Raw genomic sequence first — 16,886 nt, 5'->3', positions numbered from 1 at the left:
TCACACCGTGGCCAGCACATCGCCGAACGCCGCCTCGGCCGCCCCGAGAAGTTTGAGATCCGCTCCCAGGGCGGACTTCTCGATCCGCACACCGCCGAGCGCGCGGCTGACCATACTGCGCTCGTGCACCTCGCGCCGGGCCCGCCGCACCACCGCGTCCGGCAGCGCCGTGAACAGATCCCCGAGCACCACCAGCTCCGGGCCGAAGACGTTGACGACATTGACCAGGCCGAGCACCAGCCAGTCGACGTAGTCCCCGAGCCGGGCCACCGGATCGGAATCCCGCCGCAGCTCACGCAGTTCCGCGACGATCGCCCCGCGCGGGGCGTCGTCCACCAGGCCCAGCGCCCGCCGCAGCGCGGCCTCCCCGACCTCCGTCTCCCAGCAGCCCACATTGCCGCAGTGACACCGGCGGCCGCCCGGATGCACCGTCATATGGCCGATCTCGCCGAGATACCCGGCCGAGCCGCGCAGCAGCGCGCCCTGGGCGATGATGCCCCCGCCGACGCCGACATCCGCGGAGACGAACACCGCGTCGGACGCGCCGCGGCCCGCGCCGCGCACGAATTCCGCCAGCGCGCCGAGTTCCGCGTCGTTGCCGACCGCGACCGGCACACCCAGCGCGGTGCCCATGCGCTGCCCGAGCGGCACGTCCAGCCAGGCGAGATTCGCCGCACCGTGCACCATGCCGTCGGACCGGCGCACGATGCCCGGCACCGACACCCCCGCGGCGACCGGGCGCAGGCCCAGGTCCTGCGCCAGGAATGCCGCCGACTCCGCGACGTGGCACACCACCTCCTCCGGCTCGCGCCGCCGCCCGCGCAGGTTCCAGCTGTTGCGCCCGAGGATCTGGCCGCCGAGCCCGACCAGCGCGATCGCGGCGTGCTCGACCTGGACATCGACGGCCAGCACCACGACCGCCTGCGGCTGCGGCAGCACCAGCAGCGACGGCCGGCCGGCGCCCTGCGCGAGCCGCGGCACCTTCTCCTCGACCACGCCGTCGCCGGCCAGCCCGTCCACCAGCATCTTGATGGTGGACCGGTTCAATCCCAGCTCGGCGGCCAGCGCGGCGCGCGTCGCCGGGCCGCCGGTATGCAGCAGCCGCAGCAGCGAGGCCCGGTTGTAGCGCCGCACCTCGTCCGGCCGGGCGACGGTCATCGGCCGGTGGCGGCCGCCCGGCGGCGGGAGACGGCGTCGACGGTGGCGGCGAGCAGCAGGACGAGTCCGGTCACGATGGAGACCACCGCGGCGGGCTGCCGGAGCAGACCCAGCCCGTTGGAGACCACCGCCAGCACCGCGCCGCCGATCACGGCGTCCGCGACCCGCCCCCGGCCGCCGAACAGCGAGGTCCCGCCGATCACCGCCGCGCCGACCGCGAACAGCAGCGTATTCAGCCCGCCCGCTTGCGGATCCACCGAACCCACCTTCGAGGAGTAGATGATCGCGCCCACCGCCGCGCACGCCGAGCAGATCACGAAAACACTGGCACGCAACCGCACCACGTCGATCCCGGCGCGGCGGGCGGCCTCCCGGTTACCGCCGGTCGCGTACAGGTGCCGCCCGTAGGTGGTGCGGTTGAGCACGAACGTGCCGATCACCAGCAGCACCAGCACGATCGGCACCACATAGGGCACGCCCGAGATCTCGATCAGCGCACTCGGCGAGCGGTTCACCGTCAGCAACGCCGTCGCCACCGCGGCCAGGACGGCGAGCACCGCCACCTTCGCCACCACCAGCGGCGTCGGACGCGTCACCAAACCCTGTGCGCGCCTGCGGAAGTGGCCGCCGAGAGTCACCGCGGCGTACCCGCCCGCGGCCACCACGAACAGCACCCAGCTACCCACCACCGACAGATTTCCGTTCGCCACCTGGTCCAGCACGTGCGACGAGCTTATCCCCAGCACCCCGCCCTCGCCGATCAGTTGCAGGATCGCGCCCTGCCACGCCAGGAACAGCGCCAGCGTCACCACGAACGACGGCATCCCGATCCGGGCGATGAGGAAGCCGGTGATACAGCCGATGGCGGCGCCCACGCACACCGCCAGCAGCATCTCGATCCACGGGTTCGCGGGGAAGCCCACCAGCGTGATCGCGACGCCGAGCAGCGACAGCGCCACGCCGGGCCACACCCGCAGCAGCCCGGCGAGCACGGCGGCCAGCACCAGCAATCCGTTGAAGACGACGAAGACCGTACTTCCCATGCCCGACAACAGATTCCCGTTCTCGACGTAGTGCATGGCCAGCACCGCCCCCGCCACGCCGGACGCGGTGCCCGCCGACAGGTCGATCTCGCCGAGCAGCAGCACGTAGACGATGCCCATCGCGATGACGGTCTGTCCCGCCCCCTGCGCGAGCAGGTTGGCGATGTTGTTGAGCGACAGGAAGACGTCCGACATCGCCGTGAACAGCACGACCAGCACCACCAGGCCCAACAGCGCGGGCAGCGAACCTATCTCGCCGCCCCTCACACGGGCGAGATAGGCACGCACGGCCTCCGCCGTGGACACGGCGGTGGTGTCGATGCCGAAGTCGGAGACCTCGGCCGTCGAAACTCGAGTCATCACATCGGCTTCCTGCTACAGCACCGCGGATTCCGGCCGGGCCAAGCCCAATTCGCCGGACCGCCCCGCGGTGATCAATTCCACGACCTGACTCTGGGTGACCTCCGCCGCCCGCACCTGCGCCGCCATCCGGCCCAGGTACAGCACGGCGATCCGGTCGGCGACCTCGAACACGTCGGCGAGGTTGTGGCTGATCAGCACCACCGCCAGGCCCTGTTCGGCGAGGCGGCGCACCAGATCCAGCACCTGCCGGGTCTGCGCCACCCCGAGCGCGGCGGTCGGCTCGTCGAGCAGCACCAGCGTGCTGTTCCACAGCACCGCCTTCGCGATGGCGACGGTCTGGCGCTGCCCGCCGGACAGCGCCGACACCGGCGTGCGCACGGAGGTCACCGTGCGCACCGACAGCGAGGCGAGGGTGCGCCGCGCGGCCTCCTCCATACTCGCCTCGTCCAGCAGCCACGGCCGCCCGCGTTCCCGGCCGAGGAACATGTTCTGCACGATGTCGAGATTGTCGGCCAGCGCCAGATCCTGGTACACGACCTCGATCCCGAGCGCCGCCGCATCCTTCGGCCCGCGCAGATGCACCGACTCCCCCCGGAACCGCACGGTCCCCGAATCGGCCCCGTGAATGCCCGCGATGCACTTCACCAGCGTCGACTTCCCCGCCCCGTTGTCCCCGACCAAGGCAGTGACCTCACCGGCGGGAGCGGTGAACTCGACATCGTGCAATACGTGCACGGGGCCGAAACTCTTGTTGAGTTCGGTGATCTGGAGCAGCGGCTCACTCATGCCGACCACCCGCCTCCATGCCCACCACCCATTTTTCCGGCATGCTTTTGGCCGGAATCTCTGTACACCTGTGGATCCCGGCCAAAAGCGTGCCGGGAAACGGGGGCGCTGGGGTGCCGGTCACGCGATCCCCTGCTGAACGCACAGCGGGCCCACGTCGCCCGAGCACAGCTCGCTCGCCTTGACGTAGCCCAGGTCGACGACCTGCTTGACCTCGGTGCGGGTGATCGAATGCGGGTCCAGCAGCACCGATTTCACCTCGCGCTTGCCCTTCGGGTCCTGGCTGGCCGCGGTGGCCAGGGAATCCGCGGTGGCCGTATCCTTCTTCGCCAGCGCCGCCGCCAGTTTCGCGGCCGCGTCGGCCTCGTCCTGGATGGGCTTGAACACCGTCATGTACTGATCGCCGCGCAGCACCGCCTTCAGGCCCTCGGCCGTGGCGTCCTGGCCGGTGACGGGGACCTTGCCGGCGAGCCCGTTCTTCTTCAGCACGGTGATGATCGCGCCGGCCAGGCCGTCGTTCGCCGCCACGACGCCGTCGACCTTGCCGCCGTTGCCGGTCAGCAACTGCTCGAAGGTCTGGCCGCCCTTCTGGTTGTCCCAGCCGTCGATGGGCTGGCTGTGCACCAGTTTCAGCGCGCCCGCGTCGTAGAGCGGTTGCAGGACCCTGCGCTGCCCCTGGGCGAACAGCGTGGCGTTGTTGTCGGTGGGCGCGCCCTCGATCTCGATGACCTGCGCGCCCTGCCGGTCCTTCAGCGCGTCGGCCAGGCCCTGACCCTGTAGCTGACCGACCCGGACATTGTCGAAAGACACGTAGTAGTCGGAGGATCCGCCGAGATTGAGCCGGTCGTAGTCGATGGTCGGGATACCGGCCTTCTTCGCCTTGCTCGCCACCACGGAGCCGACCTCGCTGTTGATGGAGGCGATGAGCAGCACCTTGACGCCCTTGGCGATCATGCCGTCGGCGAGGCTGGAGAACTTCTGCACATCGCCCTGGGCGTTCTGGATATCGGCGTCGAATCCCTGGGCGCTCAGCGCCTTCTGCAACATTGGCCGGTCGAAACCCTCCCAGCGGGCGGAGGTCGCGGTCTCCGGCAGGATCACGCCGACGGTCCCGTTGGCGCCTCCCCCCGACCCGCCCCCGGTGGCGCCGTCGTCGCGCGTGGTGTTGGAACCGCACGCGCTGAGCGTGAGCAGGCCGGCGAGCGCAACCGCCACCGCCCCAATCGTTTTCGTCCTCATCAGGTGAACCTCTCGAGCAGGCGGCCGCCCGCTCGACCCGGGCTCGGGGTGGGTCCGGACGACGGCGGCCATATGTTGTAGGCAACAACATATGACAGGAATTATGCGACGCAAGTCACAATCACACAACAGCGGACATGACCGCCTCCGCGGCACGGCGCAGCAACCTCCCGGTATCGCTTTCGGAACACGGCCGGTTCCCCGATCCTGTTGTGAACGAGACCCGATCGCCGTAGCGTTAATTGGTTGTGCGCACTGATCCAGGTGTCTATGTGCGGCTGGCGCAGGCAGGATTCCGCAGGCAGTGGCACTACCGGCTGGCAATGTTCGCGGGCATGTTCACCAATGTGGTGTTCGGGCTGGTGCGAGCCTCGGTGATGCTCGCCGCCGTGCGGGCCACCTCCGAATTCGGGGGCTACACACCGGATTCGATCGGCGCGTACGTGTGGCTGTCCCAAGGATTGCTGGGCGCGCTGGGTGTGATGGGGCCGCCGCTGGATATCGTCGAGCGAATCAAGAACGGCGACGTCGCGATCGACTTCCTGAGGCCGGTCGACATCCAGTTCTCCTATCTGGCCGGAGATCTCGGCCGGGCCGGGTGCACACTGCTGCTGCGGGGGTTACCGAGCGTCATCGCGGGCATGCTCACCTTCGAACTCGGGCTACCGGACACCGGGGCCCCCTACCTGCTGGGCACGCTGAGTGTCCTACTGGCGGTGACGATGTCGTTCCTGCTGCTGTTCGCCGTGAGCCTCGTCGGCTTCTGGCTGGTGGAGACGCGGGGCATCCGGCTGCTCTATCAGATCGTCGCGACCTTCCTGGCCGGGTTGTTCGTCCCGGTCCACCTGTTCCCGGGCTGGCTGTACACCATCGCCGTCCTCACCCCGTTCCCCTCGCTGCTACAGGGGCCGATCGACGTCCTGTCCGGCCGGGCGACGGGGATGGCCGCGGTCCAGATCCTCTCGGTGCAGGTGCTCTGGGTGATCGCCGGCGTGGCGCTGGGACGCCTGCTGCTGCGCGCGGGCCGCCACAAACTGGAGGTGCAGGGTGGCTGAGGCGCAGGGCAATTGCTTCACGCCGTACGTCGCGGTGCTGCGGTCGCGGATGCGCTCGCAGCGGGCCTATCCGCTGTCGTTCGCCGCGGACCTGCTGTCGTCGCTGCTGATCGGGCTGGTGGAATTCGCCGAGGTGTGGGTGATCTACCACAACGTCCGGGTACTCGGCGGGCTGGACCTGCACGCGATGCTGCTGCTGTTCGGACTGTCCAACCTGACCTTCGCCATCGCCCAGATCGCGGTGGGGCACACCGACACCCTGCCCACCTACATCCGGATGGGCACCCTCGACGCCTTCCACCTGCGCCCGCAACCGCTGCTGCTGCAACTGATCACCAGCGACGTCTCGCTGCGCCGGATCGCCCGCGCGGGCGTGGCCGGGACGGTACTGGGGGTCGGCCTCGTCGTCAACGACATCGCCTGGACCACACGATCTTTCGCCCTGCTGCTGCTGGCGCTGGTGACCGGGGTCGCGATCTTCACGGGCATGTTCGTCTGCGCGGCCGGGCTGCAGTTCTTCCTCATCGACGGCGCGGAGCTGACCAACAGCTTCACCTACGGCGGCTCCTTCGCGTCACAGCAACCGGCGTCGGTGTTCGCCGGCCCGCTGACGCTGGTGTTCGGATTCGCGGTACCGGTGGCCTTCGTCGCCTATCTGCCCACGATCGCGCTGCTCGGCCTGCCCGGTCCGGCGTGGCTGCCCGCGACACTGGCGTGGGCGACTCCTGTCGCGGCACTGTGGGTTTGGGTTCTCGCACTGACGTGCTGGCAGCTCGGTGTACGGCACTACCAGGGAGGTGGTGGATGAACGCGATCGAGATCACGAATCTGACCCGGCAGTTCGTGCTGCGGCGCAAGGAGGAGGGCCGGCGGCGCCGCCGACGCGAGGTGATCACCGCGGTCGACCGCATGAGCTTCACCGTCGAGACCGGTTCCGCCGTCGGATATATCGGCGCCAACGGGGCGGGCAAATCCACCACCATCAAGATGCTCACCGGCATCCTGGTGCCGACCTCCGGCACCGTACGCACCTGCGGGCTCGAACCCGTGCGCCAGCGCCGGGAACTGGCCGGGCGGATCGGGGTGGTGTTCGGGCAGCGCTCGCAGCTGTGGTGGGATCTGCCGCTGCGCGAATCGTTCACGATCCTGGCCGCCATCCACCGCCTCGATCCCGACGCCGCCCGCAAGCGCCGCCACGAACTGGTCGAACAGCTGGAGATGGCGGAGACCCTCGACATCCCGGTGCGGCAGCTGTCGCTCGGGCAGCGCATGCGCGCGGAAATCGCTGCGGCCCTGCTGCATTCGCCGGAACTGCTCATCCTCGACGAGCCGACCATCGGCCTGGACGTGCTGGCCAAGCAGCGGCTGCGCGACTTCCTGTCCTACGAGCGGATCCAGCGCGGCACCACACTGCTGCTGACCACCCACGACATGGGCGATATCGAGCGGCTGTGCGAACGGGTGCTGGTGGTCGACCACGGCCGCCTCGCCTACGACGGCTCGCTGACCGGGCTGGCGGCGACGGTGGGGGTGCGGCGGGTGCTCGTGGTCGACCTCGCCGCACCCACCACCGACCTGACCGGCCTGCCGGGCGCCCAGCTGATCTCGAGCGAGGGCGGGGGCATCCGGCAGCGCCTGGCCTTCGATACCGAGACCACCACGGCCGCACAGCTTCTCACCGACGTCTCGGCCCGCGCCGAGGTCCGCGACCTCGCCATCGAGGAGCCCGGCATCGAGGATGTGGTGCGCCGTATCTACGAAGCGGACCCCGGCGCGTTGGGATCCTGGCCGAGGTCGGGTTCCCGGGGCTCCGGTCCCTGATCACCGGGAGTCCCTTGGTCCCCCGTGTTTCCCTGTTCCCCCGCGCTTCCTTGTTCTCCCGCGCTTCCTTGCACCCCCGCACTTCCCTGTTCCCCCGCATCGCGGGGGCCCATGTCCAGGCGGAAGGGTGGGTATTCGTCGCGCATCAGCGTGGCGTAGGCGTACACCCGTAGCATCCAGCGGTTCACGCCCATGACGAAGGCGAACAGGCCGCCCGGATAGCGGCCGGTGAACAGCAGCCCGACGAGGGCGATCAGGAGCAGGATCGTCAGCAGGGACCCGAAGTAGACCCCGCCGCCCATGCCGTCGTCGTCGCTGTCGCCCCACGATTGCCAGGTGCCGGTGAACGCCCAGATCACCAGATAATGGGGAATTGCCAACAGCCACCACTTGATCAACACCAGACCCCGGCTCAGGCGCTCGGGGTAATCCACCTCGAGATCGGCGGGATAGTTCTCGTCGGACCGCAGACTGAACGGTGGGTAACGATCGGTACCCAGTGCCGAGAGGGCATAGAACTCCACGCGCCAGGACCACCGCATGACGCCGACGTTGAAATCGAAAAGCCCGCGGGGATAGCGACCGGTGAACAGAATGGCGAAGAAGGCGATCACCGTGACGACGGCATACGCGATGTGTAAGAAGAACAGCACGATGTAATGCGGAATGGCCAGAATCCATTTGACTATCCACTGCCACCGCGAGAGTCCGGGATCGAGGTCACCGCGCACGCGAACCGGGTACGCGGGTGCTGTCGAATTCATGATCACGCTCCTTCCGGGCGTCCGGCTCTGCCCTGAGCCGGTTGTGCCGTCAATTGTTTCGCATCGGACGGGAAATCCACGGGACTTTCCGTACTGGATGTGTCATCTACGGGCTGACGCGGCGTGTCGACGCCCGGGTGTCGCACTCGCGCCATTGCGTTGCGGAACCGGTCGGCGTGTGCCACGTTGCTTGTGATTCTCCGCGGCGCGCAACGGGGAGTCGGTGTCGAGCGGAAAGCGAGGAGTGCTGGTGCGATTCCGCCGATCCCGGAAGTTGCCGCCGGGTAACAACAAACTCACACCGGCGGGCCGCCTGTTCCGGCCGCGGACCATTCGCGGTCAGTTGACCCGGGTGCTCGTGGTGTCCGTCGTGCTGTCGCTGGTGCTGCTCGGGGTGATCGTCGCCCGCGAGGTCCGGTCGTACCGCGATACCGACGCCACCGTGCGCGCGGTCTCGCTGGCGTTGACGGTGCAGGACCTCGCGCACGAACTGCAGCGGGAACGCGGCCTGACCAACGGCCTGCTCGGTGGCGACGCGACGCTGCGGCGCACGGTCGACGACCAGCGGACGGCGACCGATCAGGCCCGCTTGGCGCTCGGGGCGGCGCTGACCGCCGAGGCGCCGGGCGCGGGCCGGGTGCGCACCGCGCTGGAGCGCCTCGACGCGCTCGCCGACACCCGTACCGGGGCCGATGCCCGCCGCGTCGGCCGCGACGCGGCCTTCCAGTTCTATACCGCCGCGATCGGCGCCCTCGACCAAGCGCGTCCCGGCATCGACCACGCCCGCGACGAGCAGGTGTGGCGCGGGCTGCAATCCCTCTACGCGCTCGGCGACGTCAAGGAGTTCACGGCGCAGGAACGCGGATTCCTCAACGGCGTCTTCACCGCGGGCGGCTTCGGGCCCGGAGAATACGTGCGCTACCTCGGAATTCGCGCGGCCCAGCAGGCGGCGGTGACCGCCTTCCAGCAGGGCGCGGACGCGACGCAGCAGGCCGCGCTGGACCGCGTGCTCCGCTCCGAGCCCGCCCTGCGCGCCTCCGACTCGGCGGCCGTGGCGCTCGCCGCCGACCGCGGTCCGCTCGAGCGGCCGGTCGCCGCCGCGGACTGGTGGACGAATACGACCGCGGTCATCGATGCGGAGCGGGCCGAGCAGCGCACGATCGGCCGCGGGATCGAGGCGCGGGCCGATCAGCTGCGCGCCGAGGCCGCGATCACCCTCGGCGTCTACACCGGCGCCGCCGTGCTGGCCCTGCTCGCGCTGGTGGTGCTGGTCGTCGCCAGCGCCCGGGCGATCGTGCGGCCGCTGGCCGCCCTGGCCGCCGACGCCGACGACGTCGCCTCCCGGCGGCTGCCCGAACTGGTCGACGCCTGGCACGCGACCAGCGACGCCGAACCCGAACCGCCACGCCCCGTCCGCACGCCCCGCAGCGCCAGTACCGAGATCGTCTCGGTCGCCGAGGCCTTCGACCGGGTGCAGGCGACGGCGTACGAACTCGCCTCGGAACAGGCGCTGCTGCGGCGCAATACGACCGAGTCGCTGGCGAATCTGGGGCGGCGCAACCAGAATCTCGTGCGCCGGCAGCTCGGGCTGATCAGCGAGTTCGAGCGCGAGGAGCTCGATCCCAAGACGCTGGCCAATATGTTCGAACTCGATCACCTGGCGACCCGCATGCGCCGCAATGCCGAGAGCCTGCTGGTGCTGGTGGGCGAGGCCAGCCCGCGCCGGTGGGCGGAGCCGATCCCGCTGACCGACGTCATCCGCGCCGCGCTGTCGGAGGTCGACGACTACCGGCGGGTGACCCTGCGCCGCGTCGACGACGTCCCGATCGCCGGCGCCGTCGTCAGCGAATTGGCGCACATGCTGGCCGAATTGATCGAGAACGGCCTGGCCTTCTCGCCACCGGATCTCGAGGTCGAGATCTACGGCCGCCACCTGGGCCATCAGTACCTGCTGGCGGTCGTGGACCACGGCGTCGGAATGACCGCCGACCAGCTGGCCGACGCCAATGCCCGGCTGCGCGGCGAGGCCGAATTCCTGGTCGCGCCGACCCGGTTCCTCGGCCACTACGTCGTCGGCCGCCTGGCCCGGCGGCTCGATATCGAGGTGGAGCTCACGGTATCGCCGGTCAGCGGCGTGGTCGCGCGGCTGCTCCTGCCGTCCGCCCTGCTCTCCGATCCGATCGTCGCCCGTCCGGAGGTGAAACACGAAGTGCCGCAACCGCTCCCGGAACCACGCGAGTCCGGCGAACTCCCGGCCGTGCTCCCGGCCCCGGACCGGACCGGATCGCTCCCCGTCGCGGACCGGATCTCACCGAACGGTCGTCCCGCACCCCGCCGCCCCCGGCCACCGGGCCGCCACAGCCTCACCCCGTCCGAGGACGCGCCGCACGCCACCCCCCACCCCGACCCGTTCCCGACGCTCCCACCCGGCCCCATGAAGGACTCCCTGTACGCCGCCCAGCGCCACCGCCTCACCCCTCGGGATCCGGCCAACAGCACGCCGGATCAGAGAGGTGCTGCGCCGGATCAGAGAGGTGCTGCGCGGGATCAGGAAGGTGCTGCGCCGGATCAGGGAGGTGTCGTTCCGGATCAGAGAGCTGGCACGCAGGATCAGAGAGGTGGCACGCCGGATCAGAGGGGTGTAGCGGATCGGCGAGGCGGCACGCCGGATCAGCTGGCCGGATCGCATCCGAACAACGGCTCGCCCGATCGGAGGAATCCCGTCGCTAATCCGAGGAACAGCGGTCCGGGGCCGAGCGACGGCGCGCAGGGGCCGGGTCCCGCGTCCGACCCGGGTGCGGAGGCCGTAGCGCGAACTCAACGCACGCGAAACGGCCTCGTCAAGCGCGCCAGAAAGACTCGCGACGCCGGGGGACGCCCGGCCGCGACCGCCCGGCATCCGGAGGCGCCCGCCGCCGACCGCTCCCCCGACCAGGTCCGCAGCATGCTCGCGGGCTTCCGCGCCGGTCATCAGCGCGGCGAGTCGGATGAGCCGCAACGGATCCCGGTACCCACCACACAGGAGGAACCCAGGTGACCACCCACCTGCCCGACACCGGCCCGCACACCTTCAACTGGCTGCTCACCGACTTCGTCCGCAGCACCGACGGGGTGCGCGACGCCGTCGCGGTGTCCTCCGACGGCCTGCTGATGGCAATGTCGGAGGGCCTGGACCGCACCGACGGCGACCGGCTGGCCGCCATGGTGTCCGGGCTGGTCAGCCTCTCCCGCAGCGCCTCGCGCAGTTACGATTTCGACGGCCTGAAGCTGATCATGATCGAGATGCGGCGCGGATTCCTGCTGGTGTCGGCCGTCGCCGACGGCAGCTGCATCGGCGTCATCGCCGGCAGCGACGCCGATGTGGGCCTGGTCGGCTATCAGATGGCAGTCCTGGCCGACCGGGCCGGCGCCCTGCTCACCCCGGCGCTGATCACGGAACTGAGAGAATCGCTGCGCAGATGACCGAGCCGCATCGGCTTCCGGACCATCGGATGATCGCCTTGAACCGTCCCGCACAGTGGTCGGAACCTGCTGCCGCGCAGCCACTTCCGGCCGCGGACGGCGATGCCGACGAGCCGGTGGTGCGACCGTTTCTGATGACCGGCGGCCGCACCCTGCCGCTGATCGACGGCCTGCGGATCGAGACCCTGGTCCACGCCACGCCCGCCGCGCTGTCCGCACCGCTGCGGTTCGAACAGCAGACCGTGGTGCGGCTGTGCCAGCGGCCCCACTCCGTCGCCGAAATCGCTGCCGCACTTCGGGTTCCGATCGGCGTGGCCCGCGTCGTGGTCAGCGATCTGGTCACCGCCGGGCACGCCTCGGTGCATACGGCCGACGAATTGTCCATCGCCGCCATCGAGAGGATCAGGGATCTTGTTCGGGCACTCTGACACCGGAACCACCGCACCGGAACCATCGCCCTCCTCGGTGAAGATCGTGGTGAGCGGCGGATTCGGCGTCGGCAAAACCACATTCATCGGCGCCATCTCCGAGATCGAGCCGCTGTCCACCGAGGCGGCGATGACCGAGGTCTCGGTGGGCATCGACGATCCGGGCATCCGCGCCGAGAAGACCACCACCACCGTGGCAATGGACTTCGGCCGCATCACCCTCGACCGCACGCTGGTGCTGTACCTGTTCGGCACACCCGGCCAGCAGCGTTTCGAATTCCTCTGGGACGACCTCCTGGACGGCGCGCTGGGCGGGGTGATCCTGGTCGACACCGCCCGCATCGAGGACTGCTATCCGGTCCTGGACTATTTCGAGCAGCGCGACACCGCGTTCGTGGTCGCGGTCAACCGTTTCGACGACGGCCCGCGTTTCGACCTGGACGAGGTCCGCGAGGCCCTCGACATCGACGAGACGATCCATCTGGTCGAATGCGACGCCCGCAACCGCGACTCGGTCAAACAGGTCCTCGTCGAGCTATTGGAGCAGGTCCTACTGCACCGCCTGACACATCCTGTCGCGAGTTGACCCCGCTCCGCGGGGTCATCCCGGCGTGCTTTTGGCCGGGATCTCGCGAGATTCCGGCCAAAAGCACGCCGGAAAAATGATGTACGACGACCGAAGATCGGTGCACGACGGCCGAAGATCGGTGCACGACGACCGACGATCGGTGCACGACGACCGAAGGTCGGTGTACGTCGGCCGAAGGTCGGTGTACAGGCGGCCGACGATCGGTGTACGTCGGCCGAAGGTCGGTGCACAGGCGGCCGACGATCGGCGTACGGACATAGCCCTGCCCCGGCGCTCCAGCGCCGGGGCAGGGCTGTCGAAGTCTGGGGAGGCTCAGCCGCCGAAGGACCCCGTGAACAGGGTGTTCAGGATGCCGTGGAGCGCGGCGCCCCCGGTGTTGAGCAGACCGCCGAGGGCGGCGCTACCGGTGTCGATGATGACCGGGATCATGGTCGAACCTCTCTGTCGGGAACAAGGTGTTTCCGGCCGGCCGTCCTGTTGGACTGCCGACCGACACCCACATTCGCGATCCGCCCTTAAAGTTCACTGGTTCGTAGCTGAGACGTCACTGAGAGCGCTTGTGTGATGGATCATGCTAACGACAAGGGTTGACAGAACGATCCCGGCGGATTTCCCCCGGTCATCGCGATATAGTGACCTACCTGCGCAGATTCACCCGGGAACGCCGCCGTGCGACGAGTACAGGCTCACCCCGCCCTGGTCGTCGAGAAACGCGTTCACGAGCATCGTGCGAGCGGCCAGCAACTCTTCGCTCTCCGGCGCGGCGGTGGTGATGGAGATCTGCGGGATCGCCGCCCAGTTGACCACGTAGCGCTCCGGCGGCCCCGCCGTGCCGGACACGTGCGCCAGCCGGAATACGGAGACGGTGCGGCGCTCCATGAGATCGCGCACCACCTCGGCGATTCGCTCGGGGTCTTCCAGCGCGAACAGGAAGCCGAAGGTCAGCTCCGGGGAGGACACATAGGCGGACACGAATTACCAGGCTATCGGACGGAACGCCGGATGCGCCGCCGGGATTGCTCCCGTGTCGCCACCTCCGGGGGATACCCTCGGCGACAGCAGGTTTCGGGTTCGGACCGTACGGGTATCTGTAAAATCTACCGTTTCGGAAGATCACCGATCTTCGCGATCATGTGACCCCGTTGTAATGGTGTATAACGATTGCCCGCAGCTTCGCCGTTTCGGGCGTCATTCTGTTGCGCCCGTTCTTCGGACGCGCTTTCCTGAATAGGTCCCGCCTTTCCCGGACAGTCTTCTCTCGCATCGTCGCGGATTTCCCGGTTTCTTCACCGTGAGCGTTTGTGGTGGGCTGCCATGTCCGGGTCGCGGGACTGCGCCGGAGCCGAGGGGAGCCCCTCCCCGATACCCCCTCGGTCCTGGCGCATCCAGTCGGGCTAGTGCGAGGGTGAGGGACCATGTCGACCGAATACGCCCCTGGCCGTATCGGATTCGGCGAACTGCCGTCCGCGGTGGAACTGTTGCGGGCCTTCCGCGCCGATCCCGCCGGTCGCGGCCATCCCGTCCTCGATGCGGCCCGCGAGCTGATGCGCTGCCACGAACGCCGCTGGAACGCACACCAGGCCGCCCGCGCGCCCGACGCCCCCAGCAGCAAGGTGGCGGCCTGCAGCCAGGTCGTCGACGATGTCGACGTCACCCGCATGCGGCTGGTGGACCGCATCGACACCTGGGTCGCCGACAACATCCCGCATCGGGACGGGGCCACGCTGCACACCGAGACGCTGGGCGCGGTCATCGACCGGATGGCGGCGAAGTGGGTCGCCGCCCAGCACGCCCTCGGCCTGGCGGATTCCGGCGGCCCGGTCCCGATCGCCCAGCGCGGCCTCGGCGGCGAGGCCCACCTCCAATGGGTCCGCCTCGCCGAACTGGCCGACGGCTACAAAGACCTGATCACCGACGTGACAGAACACCGGCGACGGTTGCCGGTGTTCTGAGCGTCAGTGCCGATCCTCCGGATCCACAATCTCCACGTCGGCGTCGATGTACGGCTGTTCGGTGGACACGTGTGGCGCCTGCCGGGGCTCGTCGATCAGCACGTCGGGCTCCTCGCGCCCGGCGTTCACGCCCTCGGCCGCGGAGCGGTCGCGCTCGGCCGCCGCGGCCGCCTCCCGCATCTCGATGGCGTCGGTGACCCACTCGCCGATCTCGCGGGTCACCTCGGCGACGGTGCCGGTAATGATCGTTGCGATATTGCCGACATGCCGTGCCCCCGACGATGTCAGTTCCTGGATCAGATCCTTGTTGCTTTCGAATTTCCCGATCATTCACACGCCCGCTTCGCTCGGATGCCGCTCTCGCATCACGATAACACCTGGCTGCGGGGCATTCCCGGAGAGCGCGGGCGGCAGGGCGAGGCGGAACAGCTTCATCCACACCTCGCCGACCTGCTTGCTCAGCGGACCGGTGTTGTAGGGCAGGCCGTACTTCTCGCACAGCGCGCGGACCTCCGGCGCGATCTCCGGGTACCGGTTCGCGGGCAGGTCCGGGAACAGGTGGTGCTCGATCTGGTGCGACAGGTTCCCCGACATGATGTGGAACAGCTTGCTGCCGGTGATGTTCGCCGAACCGAGCATCTGCCGCACGTACCACTCGCCGCGGCTCTCGTCGGCGGTCTCCTCTTCGGTGAACGTCTGTACGCCGGCCGGGAAGTGGCCGCAGAAGATGATCGAGTAGGCCCAGACGTTGCGGACGATATTGGCGGTGGCGTTGCCGGCCAGCGTGGACAGGAACAGCGGACCGCTCAGCAGCGGGAAGACCACGTAGTCCTTGAGCACCTGCCGGCCGGCCTTGCGCAACTGCCCCTTGGCCAGCTTCTTGATGTCCGACCACTTGCGCTTGCCCTTGACGATGTTGTCGGCCTCGAGGTCGTGCAACATCACGCCCCACTCGAAGAACATCATCAGCAGGAAGGCGTACAGCGGATTGCCCAGGTAGTAGGGATTCCACCGCTGGCCTTCGTCGATGCGCAGCACGCCGTACCCGATATCGCGGTCGCGGCCGTGGATATTGGTGTAGGTGTGGTGCATGTAGTTGTGCGAATGCTTCCACTGGTCGGCCGGGCAGACCGTATCCCATTCGAAGACACGGGAATTCAGCCCCGGCTCACGCATCCAGTCCCACTGGCCGTGCATGACGTTGTGGCCGATCTCCATGTTGTCCAGGATCTTCGACACGCTCAGCGCGGCGACCCCGGCCAGCCAGAACGGCGGCAGGAAGCCCAGATACATCAGGCCGCGGCCGGCGACCTCGAATCCACGCTGCGCCTTGATGATCGAGTAGATGTACTCGCGGTCGCGCTCGCCCAGATCCGCGGTGATCCGCTCGCGCAGCTCGTCGAGCTGCCGGCCGATCTCCTCGACCTGCTCGGGCGTGAGGACCAGCGGGCCGTCCTTGGTTTCGGTGAGGATGGTCATCTCTGTACTCCCCTTTCAGATTTCGATGTCGGTGTCGCCGACCGCCGCGCTGATGCAGAGCTGGATCGGCTGATCGGGATCGCTGTCCAGCTCTCCGGTGCGCAGGTCGCGGGTGCAGCCGGAGCGCCGGACCGCGGTGCAGGAGAAGCAGATCCCCATGCGGCAGCCGTATTCCGGTGTGAGCCCGGCGGATTCGGCCTGTTCGAGCAGGCTGGCACCGGCGTTGGCAGCGCTGACACCGCTGGCGCTGAAGATCGTGGTGCCCGTGACGTCCGAGGGGTCGACGGGCGTGGTCGACAGCGTGAACTCCTCGCTGTGCACCCGGTCGCCGAGGCCCTCGGCCTCGTAGATCCGCCGCACCGATTCCATCAGTGACGGCGGGCCGCAGACGAAGGTCTCCCCGGCGGCGAACCAGGGCGCGACCCGCTCGAGCGTGTCGTAGTCGAAGCGGCCCACCGGAATCGCCGGGGCCGCGCACGACCAGGGCGCACCCGGTTCCGGGCCGGTGCCCGCCGGTGCGACGGCCGGGACCGGCGCCGCGATCCGCTCCCCCACGCCACGGCTGGGATACCGCAGTTCGATGTGGAAGTTGCGGTGCCGCTGGGCGATCGCCTCCAGTTCCTCCCGGTGCGGCACGGCCTCCGGCATGGTCGCGTAGTGCAGGAAGGCCACCGTGCCCGCGAAGTTCTCCTCGGCGAGGGTGCGCAGCATCGACAGCACCGGCGTGATGCCACTACCCCCACTGAT

At 68.9% G+C, this 16,886-nt stretch carries 17 protein-coding genes; 8 read left to right on the top strand and 9 right to left on the bottom strand.

Going from position 1 to position 16,886, the window contains the following annotated elements:
- The 4 genes from ON41_RS31305 to ON41_RS31290 form a co-directional block, all read right to left on the bottom strand.
- Nucleotides 1–1,158 (bottom strand): ROK family transcriptional regulator, encoded by a 1,158-nt coding sequence (locus ON41_RS31305; protein ID WP_040751742.1) that lies wholly within the window; start codon nucleotides 1,156–1,158, stop codon nucleotides 1–3.
- Entirely contained in the window at nucleotides 1,155–2,561 is a 1,407-nt protein-coding gene (locus ON41_RS31300) for a sugar ABC transporter permease (RefSeq protein ID WP_040751741.1), read from the bottom strand. Before ON41_RS31300 ends, ON41_RS31305 begins: the two co-directional genes overlap by 4 nt.
- Nucleotides 2,562–2,576: 15 nt before the next feature.
- The gene (locus ON41_RS31295; protein ID WP_040751771.1) at nucleotides 2,577–3,350 is read right to left on the bottom strand and encodes an ATP-binding cassette domain-containing protein; all 774 of its coding nucleotides are present in this window, start codon (nucleotides 3,348–3,350) and stop codon (nucleotides 2,577–2,579) included.
- Nucleotides 3,351–3,470: 120 nt separating this feature from the next.
- Entirely contained in the window at nucleotides 3,471–4,589 is a 1,119-nt protein-coding gene (locus ON41_RS31290) for a sugar ABC transporter substrate-binding protein (protein ID WP_040751740.1), read from the bottom strand.
- A gap of 248 nt (nucleotides 4,590–4,837) precedes the next feature.
- Here ON41_RS31290 and ON41_RS31285 point away from each other — a divergent pair, with 248 nt between their 5' ends.
- The 3 genes from ON41_RS31285 to ON41_RS31275 are packed head-to-tail and all read left to right on the top strand — an operon-like array spanning nucleotide 4,838 to nucleotide 7,465.
- Nucleotides 4,838–5,644, top strand: coding sequence for an ABC transporter permease (locus ON41_RS31285; RefSeq protein ID WP_040751739.1), 807 nt, complete (start codon nucleotides 4,838–4,840; stop codon nucleotides 5,642–5,644).
- Nucleotides 5,637–6,452 carry an ABC transporter permease gene (locus ON41_RS31280; protein ID WP_040751737.1) on the top strand — a complete coding sequence of 272 codons (816 nt, stop codon included), beginning with the start codon at nucleotides 5,637–5,639 and terminating at the stop codon, nucleotides 6,450–6,452. Before ON41_RS31285 ends, ON41_RS31280 begins: the two co-directional genes overlap by 8 nt.
- Nucleotides 6,449–7,465, top strand: coding sequence for an ABC transporter ATP-binding protein (locus tag ON41_RS31275; RefSeq protein WP_051162884.1), 1,017 nt, complete (start codon nucleotides 6,449–6,451; stop codon nucleotides 7,463–7,465). Before ON41_RS31280 ends, ON41_RS31275 begins: the two co-directional genes overlap by 4 nt.
- Here ON41_RS31275 and ON41_RS31270 read toward each other — a convergent pair.
- The gene (locus ON41_RS31270; RefSeq protein ID WP_083905763.1) at nucleotides 7,399–8,229 is read right to left on the bottom strand and encodes a DUF4389 domain-containing protein; all 831 of its coding nucleotides are present in this window, start codon (nucleotides 8,227–8,229) and stop codon (nucleotides 7,399–7,401) included. The two genes, ON41_RS31275 and ON41_RS31270, sit on opposite strands and share 67 nt — an antisense overlap.
- A 250-nt stretch (nucleotides 8,230–8,479) precedes the next feature.
- Between ON41_RS31270 and ON41_RS31265 the strand changes: the two genes are divergently transcribed.
- The 4 genes from ON41_RS31265 to ON41_RS31250 are packed head-to-tail and all read left to right on the top strand — an operon-like array spanning nucleotide 8,480 to nucleotide 12,705.
- The gene (locus ON41_RS31265; protein WP_246829637.1) at nucleotides 8,480–11,266 is read left to right on the top strand and encodes a sensor histidine kinase; all 2,787 of its coding nucleotides are present in this window, start codon (nucleotides 8,480–8,482) and stop codon (nucleotides 11,264–11,266) included.
- Entirely contained in the window at nucleotides 11,263–11,691 is a 429-nt protein-coding gene (locus ON41_RS31260) for a roadblock/LC7 domain-containing protein (RefSeq protein ID WP_051162880.1), read from the top strand. Before ON41_RS31265 ends, ON41_RS31260 begins: the two co-directional genes overlap by 4 nt.
- Nucleotides 11,688–12,119: a DUF742 domain-containing protein gene (locus ON41_RS31255; RefSeq protein ID WP_040751736.1), complete on the top strand. Its 432-nt coding sequence runs from the start codon at nucleotides 11,688–11,690 to the stop codon at nucleotides 12,117–12,119. Before ON41_RS31260 ends, ON41_RS31255 begins: the two co-directional genes overlap by 4 nt.
- On the top strand, nucleotides 12,100–12,705 hold the full coding sequence (locus tag ON41_RS31250) for a GTP-binding protein (protein ID WP_218003583.1): 606 nt from the start codon (nucleotides 12,100–12,102) through the stop codon (nucleotides 12,703–12,705). The genes ON41_RS31255 and ON41_RS31250 overlap by 20 nt, the downstream gene beginning before the upstream one ends.
- A 654-nt stretch (nucleotides 12,706–13,359) precedes the next feature.
- Here ON41_RS31250 and ON41_RS31245 read toward each other — a convergent pair.
- Nucleotides 13,360–13,680, bottom strand: a complete 321-nt coding sequence (locus tag ON41_RS31245; protein WP_040751732.1) for a hypothetical protein — start codon at nucleotides 13,678–13,680, stop codon at nucleotides 13,360–13,362.
- A 443-nt stretch (nucleotides 13,681–14,123) separates the two neighbouring features.
- On the opposite strand from ON41_RS31245, the gene ON41_RS31240 reads away from it, so the two are divergent.
- The gene (locus ON41_RS31240; protein WP_040751731.1) at nucleotides 14,124–14,660 is read left to right on the top strand and encodes a DUF4254 domain-containing protein; all 537 of its coding nucleotides are present in this window, start codon (nucleotides 14,124–14,126) and stop codon (nucleotides 14,658–14,660) included.
- A gap of 3 nt (nucleotides 14,661–14,663) precedes the next feature.
- Here the strand turns inward: ON41_RS31240 and ON41_RS31235 are convergent, their stop codons facing one another.
- The 3 genes from ON41_RS31235 to ON41_RS40735 all read right to left on the bottom strand — a co-directional run.
- Nucleotides 14,664–14,990 carry a hypothetical protein gene (locus ON41_RS31235; RefSeq protein ID WP_040751730.1) on the bottom strand — a complete coding sequence of 109 codons (327 nt, stop codon included), beginning with the start codon at nucleotides 14,988–14,990 and terminating at the stop codon, nucleotides 14,664–14,666.
- Nucleotides 14,991–16,139: a fatty acid desaturase family protein gene (locus ON41_RS31230; RefSeq protein WP_040751728.1), complete on the bottom strand. Its 1,149-nt coding sequence runs from the start codon at nucleotides 16,137–16,139 to the stop codon at nucleotides 14,991–14,993.
- Nucleotides 16,140–16,154: 15 nt separating this feature from the next.
- Nucleotides 16,155–16,886: flavin reductase family protein (locus tag ON41_RS40735; protein ID WP_040751764.1), on the bottom strand; the 732-nt coding region annotated here is incomplete at its 5' end.

This window comes from Nocardia transvalensis NBRC 15921 (assembly GCF_000308875.1).
Lineage (GTDB): Bacteria > Actinomycetota > Actinomycetes > Mycobacteriales > Mycobacteriaceae > Nocardia > Nocardia transvalensis.
Note: the sequence above shows the minus strand (reverse complement) of the source record. Positions and strands in the feature narration are given on the sequence as shown.

What these genes read in the sequence shown, in the direction of transcription:
- ON41_RS31305 (WP_040751742.1), bottom strand. Translation starts at nt 1,158, where the DNA reads ATGACCGTCGCCCGGCCGGACGAGGTGCGGCGCTACAACCGGGCCTCG.
- ON41_RS31300 (WP_040751741.1), bottom strand. Translation starts at nt 2,561, where the DNA reads ATGACTCGAGTTTCGACGGCCGAGGTCTCCGACTTCGGCATCGACACC.
- ON41_RS31295 (WP_040751771.1), bottom strand. Translation starts at nt 3,350, where the DNA reads ATGAGTGAGCCGCTGCTCCAGATCACCGAACTCAACAAGAGTTTCGGC.
- ON41_RS31290 (WP_040751740.1), bottom strand. Translation starts at nt 4,589, where the DNA reads ATGAGGACGAAAACGATTGGGGCGGTGGCGGTTGCGCTCGCCGGCCTG.
- ON41_RS31275 (WP_051162884.1), top strand. Translation starts at nt 6,449, where the DNA reads ATGAACGCGATCGAGATCACGAATCTGACCCGGCAGTTCGTGCTGCGG.
- ON41_RS31270 (WP_083905763.1), bottom strand. Translation starts at nt 8,229, where the DNA reads ATGAATTCGACAGCACCCGCGTACCCGGTTCGCGTGCGCGGTGACCTC.
- ON41_RS31255 (WP_040751736.1), top strand. Translation starts at nt 11,688, where the DNA reads ATGACCGAGCCGCATCGGCTTCCGGACCATCGGATGATCGCCTTGAAC.
- ON41_RS31240 (WP_040751731.1), top strand. Translation starts at nt 14,124, where the DNA reads ATGTCGACCGAATACGCCCCTGGCCGTATCGGATTCGGCGAACTGCCG.
- ON41_RS31235 (WP_040751730.1), bottom strand. Translation starts at nt 14,990, where the DNA reads ATGATCGGGAAATTCGAAAGCAACAAGGATCTGATCCAGGAACTGACA.
- ON41_RS31230 (WP_040751728.1), bottom strand. Translation starts at nt 16,139, where the DNA reads ATGACCATCCTCACCGAAACCAAGGACGGCCCGCTGGTCCTCACGCCC.